Origin of the sequence: Paraburkholderia sp. J11-2, from assembly GCF_905220185.1 — a bacterium.
In the GTDB taxonomy this organism is placed as follows: domain Bacteria; phylum Pseudomonadota; class Gammaproteobacteria; order Burkholderiales; family Burkholderiaceae; genus Paraburkholderia.
This window is the reverse complement of the sequence record NZ_CAJMYY010000002.1, coordinates 304,502-319,332: the sequence shown is the minus strand read 5'-3', so window position 1 is coordinate 319,332 and position 14,831 is coordinate 304,502. Positions and strand designations below refer to the sequence as shown.

The following is a 14,831-nucleotide window of genomic DNA, read 5'->3' as shown; positions in this document are numbered from 1 at the left end:
CGTTGGGTCCCTAGAGTTTGAAGTGAATGACAAAGCTTGTCCCCGCGTCGCGGTCCTGCCGAACCGCAGCATGGAGTTGGCGGGCGAGGTCGGAAACGAGCTGCAGGCCGAGCGATTCGGCCTCATCAATGGAAAAATCGGGCGGCAATCCAATGCCATCGTCCGATACGCTGAGCTTGCATCCGCGCTCGTCGTCCGACACCAGTTCGACACGCAAGTGCCCGCGCCGGCCCTCCGGAAATGCGTGCTTTAGCGCATTCGAGACGAGTTCGTTCACGATCATGCCGCACGCCACCGCCCGGTTCATGTCGAGCTGCACGTCGTCCACCCGCACGTCGAGGGACACGTTCAGTTGACTCAATTCATACACGCGCGAAAGGTGCGCGCACAGATTCCGGATATGGGACGCCATGTCGATGCGCGCAAAATTCCCGGCGCGGTACAGATTCTCATGAACCATCGCCATCGAGCGCACCCGGTTCCGGCTGTCGAGAAAGCGCTCCGCCGTCGCCTTGTCTTCGACGCGCGCGGCCTGGAGATTCAGCAGGCTGCTGATCAACTGCAGATTGTTCTTGACCCGGTGATGCACTTCTTGCAGCAAGGCTTCCTTTTCCTCGAGGAGCGCCTCGACCTCTTCCAGGCTGGCATTTTCGATCGATATCGCAGCCTGCGATGCGAGCAGACTGAGCACCGCCATCCGCGAGAACGTGAACACGCCCGGCGCCAGTTCGTTCTCGAGGTACAGCACGCCGACCACCCGGTCTTGCTTGACGAGCGGCAATGACAGCACCGAGCGCGCATTCCTGCCGTTGAAGTATTCGTCCGCTGCGAACGGATTCTCCATCGAAGCGTCGTCCACCCGCACCGGTTCGTGCGTGCGCAAGCTGTGATGGAGCATGGCGAGCGGTACCGCGTCCGTCGCGGCGGCGCGGCGGCCTACATGGACCGTGGTGCCCTCGTGGATCGCATCGGCCTCCGCCTCGATCCAGAGTTGTTCCGCGTGCGGCAAAATCAGTAAGGCACGCCGGGCGCCGGCGTGCTCGAGCACAATCGTCATCAGCGTGTGCATGAGCCGCTCAAGCACCCGCTCGCTGGAAATCGCCTGGGATGCCTTAACAACCGTCTCCACCTCCAGTTGATTCGCTACCGGCCCGCCCAACGCTCCCGACGAGTCTTCCGACACCAGTCCCGGAAAGCGCGCGTCGAGCGACTTGACCTTCGCCATCGCCCCCCAGTTCAACCAGGCGAGGCGCGCGTTGCGCAGGTACACGACACTGATGGTTGCAAACCCATGGGCCGCATAGAACCGGCCGGCAATCTCGTTGGCGAGACCCTCGACATGCAGCAGACGCTGCAAGCGCGCGTGCTCGATCGCCTGCTCGTAGAAGCGCATCGCTTCGAACTCGCGCTTGCCTACGCGTGCGAGTTCGGCCTCGACCAACGCAGTACGCGAAGCAAAGTTCGCGGGTGCATGCCGGGACCAGCCGCGCAGTCTCTCGACATGTTCCGCCAGCGCCGTCATGTTGGCGGCCTGTTCGGCGGGCGCAAGGGTGTCATGCCAATGCAAACGCGCCAGTGCGCCAAAGAAGTGATATTCGGCCAGCTCGAAGTGTCCCGACGTGGTCCACAACAAGGGCGCTGCGCGCGTTTGCGCCTCCAGCGCGCGCCCGATGTCGCCGGCGAAATAGTGCGCCTGCATCTGGCGTATCCAGTACCAGCACGCCGCGATGGCGAGCGCGGGATTGCCTTCGAGATGGCGCTCGAGAGAAGCCTCGTCTGCATAGTCCGCATCGGCGGAACCGAGCCACGGCGGCAGCCCCCGCAGCCCGCGAATCAGCGACAACTGGGCGGTCATGATGTCGACGATCAGCCCGAAACCCGCGGCGCGAACGATACGCAGGCGCTCGACCGCCTCGTCCTCGACCTCGGCAAGCGAATGGCCGGCGGCAAGCAGACTCGTCACGAGGCAACAACTGCTGAAGCCGATATAGGTGAGGTCGCCGCTTAGCGTCGCCGCTTCGAACGCCCGGCGCAACAGCGGCAGTCCCGTGCGCATGGGCTGTGTCCACGGCATCACGTGATAGGCGAAACACATGTACACACGCGCCCTGAAGCGCGAGAGGCCGCGCTCGTCCACCAGTGCCAGTCCCAACCTGCCGAACTCGAAACCGGCGCGATAGTCGCCGAAGATCGGGCCGGCCACCATGCCAAGGTAGGCAAAGCCGAGAGACGACGCGTCGGCGTTGCCATGTCGAATGCTCAGGTTCGCCATGCGGGACAACACGAGGCACACCAGGTTTTCGTCGGTGAAAAACGCCGGTGGCAACACCGCGGTCAGCACATTGAGCGTCGCCTCCAGCGTTTCGTCCTGGAGCAACGGCAGGTCGATGAGGGAGGCGATCGTTCTTTCGCCGATCCGGTCGTGCAGCGTCGTGTACTCCGCCACGGCTGCCGCGCGCTCGGGATGTGCAACCCAGTCGATCCCGACCTCGCGCAGATAGCCGAGGCAGATCTCGACGGCGTCCTGCATCTGATCGAGCGCCGTATGCAGCGTGACACGAAGAAACGCCACCGCGGCCTTGTGCGGCAAGCTCGCAGCGCTCGCTGCCAGACCTCGCAGACGTTCCTCGGCCAACGCGGCGTTTCCCGTGAGGAATTCGCACTCGGCACGCAGCAGTTCGAACGAGAACTTCTCCGGGTAGTGCGTCTGCCATGCTTCGCTGCCGATCATGTCGCTTCCTAGCGTCAGATACGCAAGCGCGGAACCATAGGCTGCCGAAGCCCTCGCACGGCGGCCCGCGCGCAAGTTGAGGCTCGCCACGCGCATACGTACATCGACGTCCTCAATGACGTGGATCGCGCGGTTGAACTGGTTGACGATCTCGAAGATATTGCGCTCGACCTCCGGATCCCCGTCGCCGCCGTCCAGCAGGGTGCCGATGCGCAAATGCGCCGGCGCGCGATCGGCTTCGTCCATCAACGCATACGCGGCCTCCTGGATCCGGTCATGAACGAATGCGTAGCCATCTTGCTGCCGATACACAATGCCTTGGGCGGCGGCTTCCGCGAGCGCCGCATCGATCGCTTCGCTCGACTGACCGCTCACGCGCGCAAGCACCGTGGTCGAAACCGAGGCGCCCAGGCACGCGAAATCCACCAGCGCACGGCGCGTCGAATCAGGCAGGCGGCCGAGCTTGTCGACCATCAGATCCACAACGCTGTCGGGGAATGCGCTCTGTGCAATCCGATCCGCGTTGCATGCCCACTCGTGACGCGCCTTGTCGAATGTGAGAAAGCCTTCGTCGGCCAGAACCTGAAGGAACTGAACGACAAAGAACGGGTTCCCGCCCGTCTTGTCGAACATGACCTGCGAGAGTGGCGCGGTGCGTTGTGCGTCGCCGTGTGTCGCGTCTCGCACGAGGCCTGCCACGTCGCTCACGGCGAGCGGGGCCAGCAGCACGTCATGAACGCGAACCCGCCCCGCGCGCATCGCACCCACTACGCGCGCCAACGGGTGCGCGGGCCCGACTTCGTTGTCGCGAAACGCGCCGATGAGCAGCAGATCCCTGATCTCCTGCCCTTTCCCCAAAGCTTCGAGGACCGAGATCGTGCCGGCGTCCAGCCATTGGAGATCGTCCAGAAAAAGCACCAGGGGTCGCCCCGGAAAAGCGAAAGCGCCGATGAATCGCGTCAGCACAGCGACGAACCGCGTCTGGGCGTCCTGCGGCGGGAGTTCGGCGACCGGCGGTTGCGCACCGACGAGACGCTCGAGCGCGGGGATCAAAGCAATGATCAGTTGTCCATGAGAACCGAGCGCTTCCTGAATGCGCGCCCGCCATGCCCCGATTTCGCGCTCGTCTTCGTCGAGAATCTGCTGCACGAGCGCCGCCATGCATTGTGCAATCGTTGCGTACGGAATATCCCGCTTGTACTGATCGAACTTACCGGCAGCGAACAGGCTGCCCGAGCAGGACATCGAGCGATGAAAGGCCTCGACCAGCGACGATTTCCCGATGCCCGAGTAGCCGGACACCAGAACGCATTCCGGCAAGCCGTCGCGAACGACACGCTCGAACGCGTCGGTCAGCGCCCGCACTTGCATCTCGCGCCCGTACAGGCGCCCGGGCATGAGCAAGCGGTCAGCCACGTCGGCCGCGCCCAGCTCAAAAGGTTCGATAGGCGCCCCGCGCAGGCTCTGCACGGCGCACAGCCGCAAGTCGTGCTCCACGCCTCGGGCGGTCTGGTACCTGTCCTCTGCAGCCTTCGCCAGCAGCCGGTCGACGATGGCGGCGACGGGTTCGGGAATCTCGGGCGCGCACTCCTTGAGCGAAATGGGCTTTCTCGCCGTATGGCAGTGCAGCCACTCCGCCGCGGAACTGGCCAGCCAGGGGAAGCGGCCCGTGAACATCCAGAAGATCACGACACCCAGCGAGTACAGGTCGGAGCGCGCATCGGGCCGCCGGTTGAGCAGTCCGGTTCGCTCCGGCGCAACGAAGGGAAGCGCGTCGGTGAACAGAACCGGCGGGCGACTGCTCTCGCCCTCGGTGGAAGTTTCGGCTTCGGCCTCGGCGGTCAACCCGAATCCGGTCAACGCCACCCCGCCAGTTTTCGCGTTGACGAGCAGGTGAGCAGTCCGGATGTCGTGATGGATCAAACCGCGTACATGCAAAGCGTCGAGCGCCGCCGCCGCGCTGGCCGCGATCGAAAGAACCTGGCTGTGCGGCAGACGATGCGTCTGCATGGACGAGAGAACACTGCCGCCCGGATCGTCGAGAAAGAGCGTAGTGCGCCGGCTCTCCCGCACAAGCGCCTGCGGCTGCGCGAAGCGCGGACTATCGAGCCGCGAGCGCAGCCGGTTGGCGTGCTCGAGCAACGACAGGGCTTCCGCCGATGGCTGGCTGGCAGACGGACGCACGGCGAGCCGGGTTTTCGCCGCGCCCCGCGCCTTGATGCGCGAAAGGACGAGCGTGCCGTCGTCCCACAACGTTTGGACGTTCGCGTCTTCTGGATTCGTGAAGGCTGGCGCGTCGGTCATGTGTCGGCCGAAAGCATGTACCCGGAGTTTCGTACGGTGCGCAGAAGCGAACGCTCGAAGCCCGCATCGATCTTTTGCCGGAGCTTGCTGACATGCACGTCGATCACGTTGGTCTGCGGATCGAAGTGATACTCCCAGATATTCTCCAGCAGCATGGTGCGCGTCACGACCTGATCGGCATGCCGCATCATGTACTCGAGCAGCTTGAACTCGCGTGGCTTCAGGCTGATCGCCTTGCCCGCACGCATCACCCTTCGGGAAAGCAGATCGATGCTCAGGTCGCCCACCTTGAGCGTCGTTTCGAGCACGTCGCTCTGCGAACGGCGCATGAGCACCTCGAGCCTCGCGAGCACCTCTCCGAAAGCGAAGGGCTTGACCACGTAGTCGTCGCCGCCGGCCTTCAGCCCGCGAATGCGCTCGTCGACAGCATCGAGCGCGCTCAGGATCAGCACCGGCGTCTTGCTCCCCGTCGCTCTCAGCGCCGACACAATGCTGAGGCCGTCGACGCCGCCCGGCAGCATGCGATCCAGAATAATCGCGTCGTATGCGCCGCCCATGGCTAGAAACATGCCGTCCCGGCCGTTGTCGGCGAAGTCGACCACATGGCCTGCTTCCGCAAGGCCCTTCCTCAGAAAGCCGGCCACCTGCACATTGTCTTCCACTAACAAGATCTTCATTCCAGCCACTCGCGGTTCCAGACAGCCGCCAAAACGGTCGCGGCGCGGCGCCGCTGCTCGTGCGAAGCCCGATCCTCCTTGCCTCCGCCACCCTGCCTCTAATTATCCGTCCAGAGCCGATAATCCGTTTTTCGGCGCCGCATTAAATTAAGTTAATGTTCTGTCCGGCTTTCGGCACCGGCGTTGCGCGACACTGGCTCCCGATGGCCCCATGCGCTTGAACGAGTGCTGCGGAAGCCGTAGATTAACAAAAGTTAATTTATGGGTAACGGCGAGGAAAAGGCGCTTCGCCTATCATCCGTCTCAATACGCGCCGCGCGCAGTCAGCCCGCACGACATCGGGCCACCCGCGGCGAGGCGGGTTGCCGCGCCCTCAGTCCCTTGCCCGAGCCATGCCGGACGAAACAGACATGAATCACGCGATAGCAGACTCTCCAACATTCGCCCCCCGTGCGCCCGTCATTCAGGTCGGCGAATGTGAGCTGGACCTCGGCGTACGGACGCTACGCCGCGGCGGCAATGTGGTGGATCTCGGGTCCCGCGCCTTCGATGTGCTCGCCACCATTGCCCTGGCGGGGGGACGCATTGTCTCCAAGGACGAACTCATGGAGGCGGTCTGGCCGGATACGGTCGTCGAGGAAAACAACATCCATGTGCAGCTTTCGGCGATCCGCAAGGCACTGGGCACGGACCGCAAACTGATCCTCACTGTGCCGGGGCGTGGCTATCAGCTGATTGCGGCGGCGCCCGAAGCCCGAATCGCGCCATTGCCGTACCACGGATGCGCAACCGGGCCCGATCGGCTGCCCGCACGCGATACGTTGCTCGGACGTGAAACCGCGATCGCTGAAGTGCGCTCGCTGATCGCCTCGGCGCGCGTCGTGACGCTCGTCGGCGCGGGCGGCATCGGCAAGACGAGAATCGCCCGGGAAATCGCGCACCGGCTCGCCGCAGAACAGGCTGTCGATGTCCGCCTCGTCGAACTCGCTGCGCACAGCACACGCGCGGCTGTCGTCCGCGCGTTCGCAGACGTCTGCGGCCTCGCCAACGCCGAGGAAGGTGCCGATCTGCGCAGCGTGGCGCGCGGGCTGGCCAGCATGCGCGGCGTGCTCGTCATCGACAACGCCGAGCATGTTGTGGAGCACGTCGCCGAACTCGTCGGGCTGATCAGCCATGCCAATCCCCAGGTGCGGATTCTCGCCACCAGCCGGTTCCGTCTGCGGGTGTCCCACGAAGTCGTCTATCGTGTCGGCCCGCTCGCTCTTCCTGAAGCAGGCGACTGCCGCGAAGCGATGCTGTGCTCCCCTGCGGTCGGTCTCTTCTTGAGGCGGCTGTCCTCGAACGGCATCAACGCCGACATGAGCGCCAACATGAGCGATGAACGTCTGCGCGTCGTCGAAGAGATATGCCGGCGCCTCGAGGGCATACCGCTCGCACTCGAACTGGCGGCCGGACGAGCGTCCGTACTGGGCCTCGAAGGCATCTGCGAGGGGCTCGACGAGCCTCTGCTCTATCTTGCCGGCGGTTATCGCACCGCGCAGCCCAGACATCGGACGCTGCGGGCCGCAATCGACTGGAGCTTCGAGCTGCTCGACGCAGCCGAGCAGACAGTGTTCAGGCGTCTGAGCGTGTTCAGCCGCGCCTTCAGCCCGCAGGCGGCGTGCGGGATCGCACACGACGCCACGCTCTCCGACGAAGCCGTCATGGACTGTGTCGGCGAACTGGTCGACAAATCGCTCATCGAGATTCAATTCGAAGGCGCGGAGGTGAAATACCATCTATCCGCACCGGCTCGTGCCTACGGCCGCGAAAAACTGCTTGCCGAAGGCGAGATCTGTGCGATTTTTGAGCGGCATGCGCGCTATGTCAGCGAGCGCCTTCCCGCGATTTCCATCGAAGCCGTTGCGTCGAATCCGCGTTCGTCCGGACGGGCGGCGCCAGCGCCCCGGTTCACGGGTGCGTAGCTTCGGACCCGCGCTTCGTCAAACGGCTCTGTATCGACTGAGAATCCCATTGAACTCGGCAGGCCGTGCTTCGACATCAACGCCTTCTGGCTCTCGCTGCTCAGGCCACCGTTGCCAAGCCGCTTTCTTCCCTCGCTGAATGAAGTGGTTTCGAATCGAGGCGAGCAATTTCATTCCGCGTCAGTCGTTAGTATGTCTGATCGTTAATCGCCTTCGCGACTCTCTCCAAGGCATGCTCGATCGCCGCCAGGCTGACATTCCCGAATGGCGCGTGGCCATAGCAAGTCCCACCGATAGCAGCCCTCCGGCGCTTGCTATCAGGGGGACGGCGGATTCAAAAGCTTGCTCAACGGCTTTAGCGGGCCTATTGGGAGGAGCGAAAATGTCATTAAATGCGCTTTCCCCAAAGGAAGTGCCTCAAGCATTTCATGGGCTTGATTCACGTCCGTCACGTTCAGGATGAACGCTACCCCAGCCCGGTCTTGAAGTGAGTACCACTGGTCAATCTTGCCCTCCAGGTAGAGCTGTGCCGTCGCGCGAACTTCGGTCGGAAGAATGTGGTGGACACGTTGCATGTCCGTGCCCGGTGCAAAGGTGCCAATTGCCAATATCTTCGTAGTCGGCGTGATTGGCATCGGAGTGGTTTGAGCCATGGAAACTCCAGTGGAAGCGATCAGCACGGAGGCTGCTATCAAATCGAAAAGAAGATGTTTCATCGCGTCTGCTCTTGCCGCATCAGCCCGAAGGCTGGCATGAGGCAACACCAGATTCCTTATCCAGCGCAGCGGCTTCTGGTCCCGTCAGATAGTAATCACGGAAGCGCTCATCGACGCTTTCCCACATCCGTTTCGAGAACAGCAGCGCTGCGTTGAGCGGGCGATGATTGATGACCACTGAATCCGTCTCGCCCCGTTGGTTCAGATGCGCGACGACCACCGTTTCGATCGGCACGCCTTGGATTTGCGATCGATAGGATTCCATATACAAATCGTTGCCGATTTCGCCCTTGTAGCTGTGATGCTGAAATTCGTAGAGCGCGACCGCGTGCTTGATCACGGAGAGAATATCGGCTCGGCCGTCTATCGGCCGCTTCAGGACGGTGGCTTCGAGCGTTGCATTTTCAGCGAGCCTCGCCAGCCAGAGCGGCGGTGTGCCTGCGGACGCCAGCACGGGGGCTGTATCGTTGAATTTCATGCCGGGCGCTCCACTTGCGATTTTCTCGTCGTACCTGCGCTAGCCGCATCGAGCGCCGCTTCGAGCGTGATGCGCGCCTTTTCCAGGCGGCGGCGTGCGAGACGTTCGACGCCCGCGCTGCGCTCAGACTCGCCCGCCAGCAGCGCATGAATATCGGGCAGCGTCCAGATCGCGCCGCGCGTTCCCCAGGCGCCATCCGGAATTTCGGTCGGAAAGACCCAGACGCGCGGCGCGACGTCGTCGAACGGCCGGTTCTCCGCGCGCGCCACCGCTTCCGTGACGTCTCTGACGAGCGAGCGACGCGATTCGGCGGTGTATTGCCCTTCAGGTACGGACGGAACGATCCGGTAGCGGATTGTGTTCGTACGTTCGCCGCCGACGTAGATCGCAGCGGGCCGATGAAGATGGAGCACGGTCACACGCCGTGCGACCGGATTGGCAGGATCGTACCCTTCCGCCTTGATGAGGATATCGGTCAGATCCTTGACGAGGCGCGCTTCGGCCTCGGGCGTCAAGGCGCCTTCGGGCCATAGTGCATCGATCATTGGCATGGTTCCACTCCTGCTTCCGGTCATTGGATGCGGCCATGATCGGGGTTTACTCGATTGGCCGGGAGTGGCAGCATCGCCATTATTCAAGGAATTTCAGACACACCATGACCATCGTCCGCATCTGGGTCTATGACGGAATTCTCGCGTCCGGCGTCGCGGGCCCGGTTGACGTCTTCAGCGCGGCCAATCAGTTCCACGCGCGCAAGGCTGCATCGGGTGCGACATCCGCGCCCGCGTTTGCATGGCGCGTGGAATCACTCGACGGCCAACCCGTCACCGCCGCGTCTGGCCAGACCATTCACGTCGACGGCAAGATCGACCCGCGCAAACGCGCGGACGCCGTTCTGCTTACCGCACCGTTTTTTTCGAATGTCGACGAATTCCTCGGGCGCCGCGAGCAGTTGAATGCGTTGTCTTGCGCACTGCGGCGTCAGCGCAAGGCGGGCGCCGTGCTGGCGGCATATTGCACGGCTAATTACCTGCTCGCCGAGGCGGGTCTGCTGGATGGCCGCGCTGCAACAACGCACTGGGCGAGAGCCGCGGATTTCGCACGCCGCTATCCGCGTATCGAAGTTCGCGCACAAGAAGTGCTGATCGCGCAAGACGGCATTATTTCGGGCGGTTCCGTAACGTCGTATCTGAATCTCGCGGTGCGGATCGTCGAAACATTCGCCGGCGAAGCACTCGCTACGATGACCGCGAAAGCGCTGTTGATCGACATGAACCGGACTTCGCAGGCTTCCTTTGCAAAGCTACTCGACGAGCATGGGCATACCGACACGCTCGTCGCGCGCGCCCAGCAGCAAATGGAGGCGACGTTGCAGCAAGGCTTCCGGTTGAGCGATCTGGCGGCTTCGCTTGCTGTTAGCGAACGCACGCTCAATCGCCGTTTCAAGGAGGCCGTCGGGCTCGCGCCGTTGACCTGGCTGCAAAATCTGCGCATCGAAGTTGCGAAGAAATTGCTTGAAACGCGCCCGATTGGGCTTGAGGCAGTGAGTCAGCGAGTTGGTTATGGCGATATCAGTACATTTCGGCAATTGTTCAAGCGCAAGACCGGGTTGTCGCCAAGTGAATATCAAATGCGGTTCTCGCGTGCCACGGCGAAGAGTATAGAAGCCGGGTCAGGCCGCAACGGCCGCTGAGGACTCGCGAGCTCATCGCGCCGCGGCCTCGTCACCTCCCGCCCTCATTCCTCGCCCTATTCTTTTTGTATCTCAACGTATCTGCGACAGCCAACGATACGCACACATACACGCAGCCGGTTTTCGGACACAAGCGAGATACATTCATCCGCTCCAATACGCCCATCGCGAGCAAAACACCGCACCGCAAAACTGGGGCAACCGAGATAGTGCATATGCAACACGAGTCGAATGGAACCGCTGAACCGGACCGCACTGCGGATGAACCGCTGAGCAGCCAGATCGCGCGCAATTGTCTGCTGACGCGCGCCCGGCAGGTCTCCCGCGTCCTGACTTCGGTCTATGACGAAGCGTTGCGTCCGTTCGGCATCGAGGCGCCGCAATTCTCATTGCTCGTGCTGATCGGGGAGTTCGGGCCGATTAGCCGCTCGGATCTGGGCCGCCGCAATCATCACGAGCGCTCGACGCTGACAAGAAATCTGCAGCCGCTGATCGCGCAGGGCTGGGTTGCCGAGGGCATTCCAGCAAGCGATGGTCGAAGCCGCCCCCTCTCGCTCACACACGAAGGCCGGGCGCTGCTCAAGAACGCCGCGAGCGCGTGGTCGGCGGCACAGCACTACACGACGCGCCTCCTTGGCGAAGACGGCGCCCATGAACTTATGAATATCGCGGGGAAATTGCCGCTGCGTATGGTCTGAAGTTTTTCGGTCGATGTTGCATATGCAAGATCGACCAATGCCTGGTACCCCTACTCATCGTTAAGGAGTTTTTTTATGAAAGTAGTCAAAGCCGCTGCCGTCCAGTTCAGCCCGGTGCTCTATAGCCGTGAAGCAACCGTCGCCAAGGTCGTGCAGAAGATCCACGAACTCGGCCAGAAAGGCGTACAGTTCGCCACTTTCCCCGAAACGGTCGTGCCTTATTACCCTTACTTTGCGGCCGTCCAGACGGGCATCGAGCTACTTTCGGGCACCGAACATCTGCGCCTGCTCGAACAGGCGGTGACGGTGCCGTCCGCTGCGACCGACGCGATCGGCGAGGCCGCGCGAAAGGCAGGCATGGTCGTATCCATCGGCGTCAATGAGCGTGATGGCGGCACGCTGTACAACACACAATTGCTCTTCGATGCCGACGGCACGCTGATCCAGCGCCGCCGCAAGATCACGCCGACGCATTTCGAGCGCATGATCTGGGGTCAGGGAGACGGCTCGGGATTGCGCGCAGTCGACAGCGCAGTCGGTCGCATCGGGCAGCTTGCATGCTTCGAGCACAACAACCCGCTTGCCCGCTACGCGATGATTGCAGACGGCGAGCAGATCCATTCGGCGATGTACCCGGGTTCCGCCTTTGGCGAGGGCTTTGCCCAACGTATGGAAATCAACATCCGCCAGCATGCGCTCGAATCCGGCGCGTTCGTCGTCAACGCGACGGCGTGGCTGGACGCGGACCAGCAGGCGCAAATCATGAAAGACACCGGTTGTGCAATCGGTCCGATTTCGGGCGGCTGTTTCACCACGATCGTTGCTCCTGACGGCACGCTGATGGCCGAGCCGCTTCGCTCAGGCGAAGGCGAAGTGATCGTCGACCTCGACTTCACGCAAATCGATCGCCGCAAGATGCTGATGGACGCAGCCGGCCATTACAACCGCCCCGAATTGCTGAGTCTGATGATCGATCGCACGCCAACCGCGCATGTTCACGAACGTGCTGCTTCGCACCCGATTATCGTCAGCGACCAGAATGGCGACGATCTGCGCCCCCTGGCTGCATGACAATCAACGTATGCACGCGCGTTTTTCGTTCAAACGTGTGTATATGCATACATAAAATGCACGATTTTTTCCTGAAAGGTATCTGATATGACAACGAACCCTGCCCATGATCGGCCCATTCTCGTGACAGGCGCCGGAGGCGCGATTGGTGGAATCGGCCGCAACGTTACGACGTCATTGCTCGCGAAGGGCTACAAAGTGCGCTCACTGGTCCGCAAGGAAGACGAGCGCGCGAACGAGTTGCGCCGCCTGGGCGCCGAAGTGGTGGTAGGCGATCTGACCGATCTCGCCTCGATGCACCGCGCGATCGAAGGCTGTTCGCGAGTCTATTTCGGCATGTCCGTCTCCGAGGCCTATCTCGAAGCAACCGTCAATTTTGCTGCGGTGGCGCGTCATCACGGCGTCGAAGCCATCGTGAACATGTCGCAAATGACGGTCACGGAAATGAGCATCACGGAGACAACCGACAGCCCGCAGCACAAGCTGCACTGGCTTGCCGAACAGGTATTGCAATGGTCGGGGCTGCCCGTCGTCACGGTACGGCCGACGGCTTTTCTCGAGAGCTTCTTCCTGACCCTTGGCGCCGCCGGCGTACGCGACAACGACGAACTCGCACTGCCGCTCGGCGCTAGCAAGACGTCGCCCATTTCTGCGGTTGACGTTGCGAATGCGGTATCGGTGATTCTCGAGAACCCGGCGCCGCATATTGGCAAGATTTATAACCTGACAGGTCTCGAGTCGAAGGATCTCGAGCAGGCCGCGCGCGTCTTTTCGGAAGCGCTCGGCCGGCCTATCCATTACCGGAATGTGCCTGTCGCGCCGTGGTCGGACAAATTGCGCGAACTCGGCATTCCCGCTCACGTCGTCGATCATCTGGCCGTGATGGCCGACCTCCACGCTCAGGGGCGGTACGACCGCATGACGAACGATCTGTTCGAACTCACGGGCCGCAAGCCCATGAGCATGTATGACTTCGTCAAGCTGCACATTGCTGATTTCACGCGCAGCGCGACAAGCTGATCGAGGCCGGAGGACGATTCCATGTCAAATACCGCTCCCCAATCCTCAACGCGCCGGCACTTTGTCGGCGTGGCCGCGGCGGCGCTTGCGGCGGGCTCGCTGAGCCGGCTCGCCTTCGCGGACACAAGCCCCGGAATCGGCACGACCACCGAACCCGCGAACGGCGACAAAGCGGCGATCCGGCCCTTCCGCGTTCACGTGCCCGAGTCGCATCTCGTCGACATGCGGCGGCGCATCAAGGCCACGCGCTGGCCCGATCGCGAGACGGTGCCCGACGAATCACAGGGCATTCAACTCGCCACCATTCAGGGTTTCGCGCAATACTGGGCGACCGGCTACGACTGGCGCAAATGCGAAGCGCGGCTCAATTCGTATCCGCAGTTCATCACCGAAATCGACGGACTCGATATCCATTTCATCCACGTGCGCTCGAAGCACGACAACGCGATGCCGTTGATCGTGACCCACGGCTGGCCCGGCTCGATCATCGAGCAGTTCAAGATCATCGACCCGCTCGTCAATCCGACTGCGTACGGCGCACCGGCATCGGACGCCTTTCATCTCGTGATTCCCTCGTTGCCCGGTTACGGCTTTTCTGCGAGACCGACCACAACCGGCTGGGGACCGGAGCGCACCGCACGCGCGTGGGTCACATTGATGAAGCGCCTCGGCTACGAGCGTTTTGCATCACAGGGCGGCGATCTCGGCGGGATTGTCACGAACATCATGGCCAAACAGGCGCCGCCCGAATTGATGGGTATTCACGTAAACTTCCCGGCCACCGTTCCTGCGGACATTCTGAAGTCGCTGGCGGCCGGCGAGCCGATGCCTGCCGGTTTATCGGCAGAGGAGCAGCACGCGTATGACCAGTTGAGCGCCAACTTCAAGAAGAAGCGCGGCTACGCTTTCGAAATGGGCACGCGCCCGCAGACGCTGTACGGACTCGCCGACTCGCCCGTTGCGCTCGCTTCCTGGCTGCTCGACCACGGCGACGGCTACGGCCAGCCCGCGGCGGCGTTGAGCGCGGCCGTACTCGGTCATCCCGTCAACGGTCATTCAGCAGGCGCGTTGACGCGAGACGACATACTCGACGACTTCACGCTTTACTGGCTGACGAACACCGGCATCTCGGCCGCGCGCTTCTATTGGGAGTCGCACGCGAACTTCTTCCTCGCGGCCGACGTCGATGTGCCGGCTGCTGTGAGCGCGTTTCCGGGTGAAAACTACCAGGCGCCGAAGAGCTGGACTGAAAAGGCCTATCACAACCTGATTTATTTCAACAAACCCGAAACTGGCGGTCACTTCGCGGCGTGGGAAGAACCGATGATCTTCGCGAACGAAGTGCGCAAGGGGCTAAGGCCTTTGCGCGCCTGAAGTGCGAAGCGCTCCGACGCTCATGCGCCGGAGTACGCCTCGCTGTCATCGAGCCAGACGGGCCCATGCGATGATGCTCGCATTGATGGCGTGTCCGATATCCCG

11 protein-coding genes are annotated in these 14,831 nt (G+C 62.4%); 6 read left to right on the top strand and 5 right to left on the bottom strand.

Annotated features, from left to right (window positions below):
* Nucleotides 1–10: 10 nt before the first annotated feature.
* Both U5A57_RS03640 and U5A57_RS03635 read right to left on the bottom strand, forming a co-directional pair.
* Entirely contained in the window at nt 11–5,035 is a 5,025-nt protein-coding gene (locus U5A57_RS03640; RefSeq protein WP_321908254.1) for an AAA family ATPase, read from the bottom strand.
* Entirely contained in the window at nt 5,032–5,712 is a 681-nt protein-coding gene (locus U5A57_RS03635) for a response regulator transcription factor (protein ID WP_321908252.1), read from the bottom strand. Before U5A57_RS03635 ends, U5A57_RS03640 begins: the two co-directional genes overlap by 4 nt.
* Before the next feature lie 410 nt (nt 5,713–6,122).
* Between U5A57_RS03635 and U5A57_RS03630 the strand changes: the two genes are divergently transcribed.
* The gene (locus U5A57_RS03630; protein WP_321908250.1) at nt 6,123–7,676 is read left to right on the top strand and encodes an ATP-binding protein; all 1,554 of its coding nucleotides are present in this window, start codon (nt 6,123–6,125) and stop codon (nt 7,674–7,676) included.
* 317 nt (nt 7,677–7,993) lie between these two features.
* On the opposite strand, the gene U5A57_RS03625 is transcribed toward U5A57_RS03630, so the two are convergent.
* The 3 genes from U5A57_RS03625 to U5A57_RS03615 are packed head-to-tail and all read right to left on the bottom strand — an operon-like array spanning nt 7,994 to nt 9,421.
* Complete coding sequence (locus U5A57_RS03625) at nt 7,994–8,392, bottom strand: hypothetical protein (protein WP_321908248.1); 399 nt, start codon at nt 8,390–8,392, stop codon at nt 7,994–7,996.
* A 19-nt stretch (nt 8,393–8,411) separates the two neighbouring features.
* Complete coding sequence (locus U5A57_RS03620) at nt 8,412–8,870, bottom strand: hypothetical protein (protein WP_321908246.1); 459 nt, start codon at nt 8,868–8,870, stop codon at nt 8,412–8,414.
* Entirely contained in the window at nt 8,867–9,421 is a 555-nt protein-coding gene (locus U5A57_RS03615; RefSeq protein WP_321908244.1) for a Tautomerase enzyme, read from the bottom strand. The genes U5A57_RS03620 and U5A57_RS03615 overlap by 4 nt, the downstream gene beginning before the upstream one ends.
* Before the next feature lie 35 nt (nt 9,422–9,456).
* On the opposite strand from U5A57_RS03615, the gene U5A57_RS03610 reads away from it, so the two are divergent.
* The 5 genes from U5A57_RS03610 (at nt 9,457) to U5A57_RS03590 (ending at nt 14,726) form a co-directional block, all read left to right on the top strand.
* Nucleotides 9,457–10,563 carry a GlxA family transcriptional regulator gene (locus tag U5A57_RS03610; RefSeq protein WP_321908242.1) on the top strand — a complete coding sequence of 369 codons (1,107 nt, stop codon included), beginning with the start codon at nt 9,457–9,459 and terminating at the stop codon, nt 10,561–10,563.
* A 65-nt stretch (nt 10,564–10,628) separates the two neighbouring features.
* Entirely contained in the window at nt 10,629–11,261 is a 633-nt protein-coding gene (locus tag U5A57_RS03605) for a MarR family winged helix-turn-helix transcriptional regulator (protein WP_321908240.1), read from the top strand.
* Nucleotides 11,262–11,336: 75 nt separating this feature from the next.
* Nucleotides 11,337–12,332: a carbon-nitrogen hydrolase family protein gene (locus tag U5A57_RS03600; protein WP_321908239.1), complete on the top strand. Its 996-nt coding sequence runs from the start codon at nt 11,337–11,339 to the stop codon at nt 12,330–12,332.
* 87 nt (nt 12,333–12,419) lie between these two features.
* Complete coding sequence (locus U5A57_RS03595) at nt 12,420–13,352, top strand: NAD(P)H-binding protein (RefSeq protein ID WP_321908237.1); 933 nt, start codon at nt 12,420–12,422, stop codon at nt 13,350–13,352.
* A gap of 21 nt (nt 13,353–13,373) precedes the next feature.
* Nucleotides 13,374–14,726 carry an alpha/beta fold hydrolase gene (locus tag U5A57_RS03590; protein ID WP_321908235.1) on the top strand — a complete coding sequence of 451 codons (1,353 nt, stop codon included), beginning with the start codon at nt 13,374–13,376 and terminating at the stop codon, nt 14,724–14,726.
* Nucleotides 14,727–14,831: the final 105 nt, after the last annotated feature.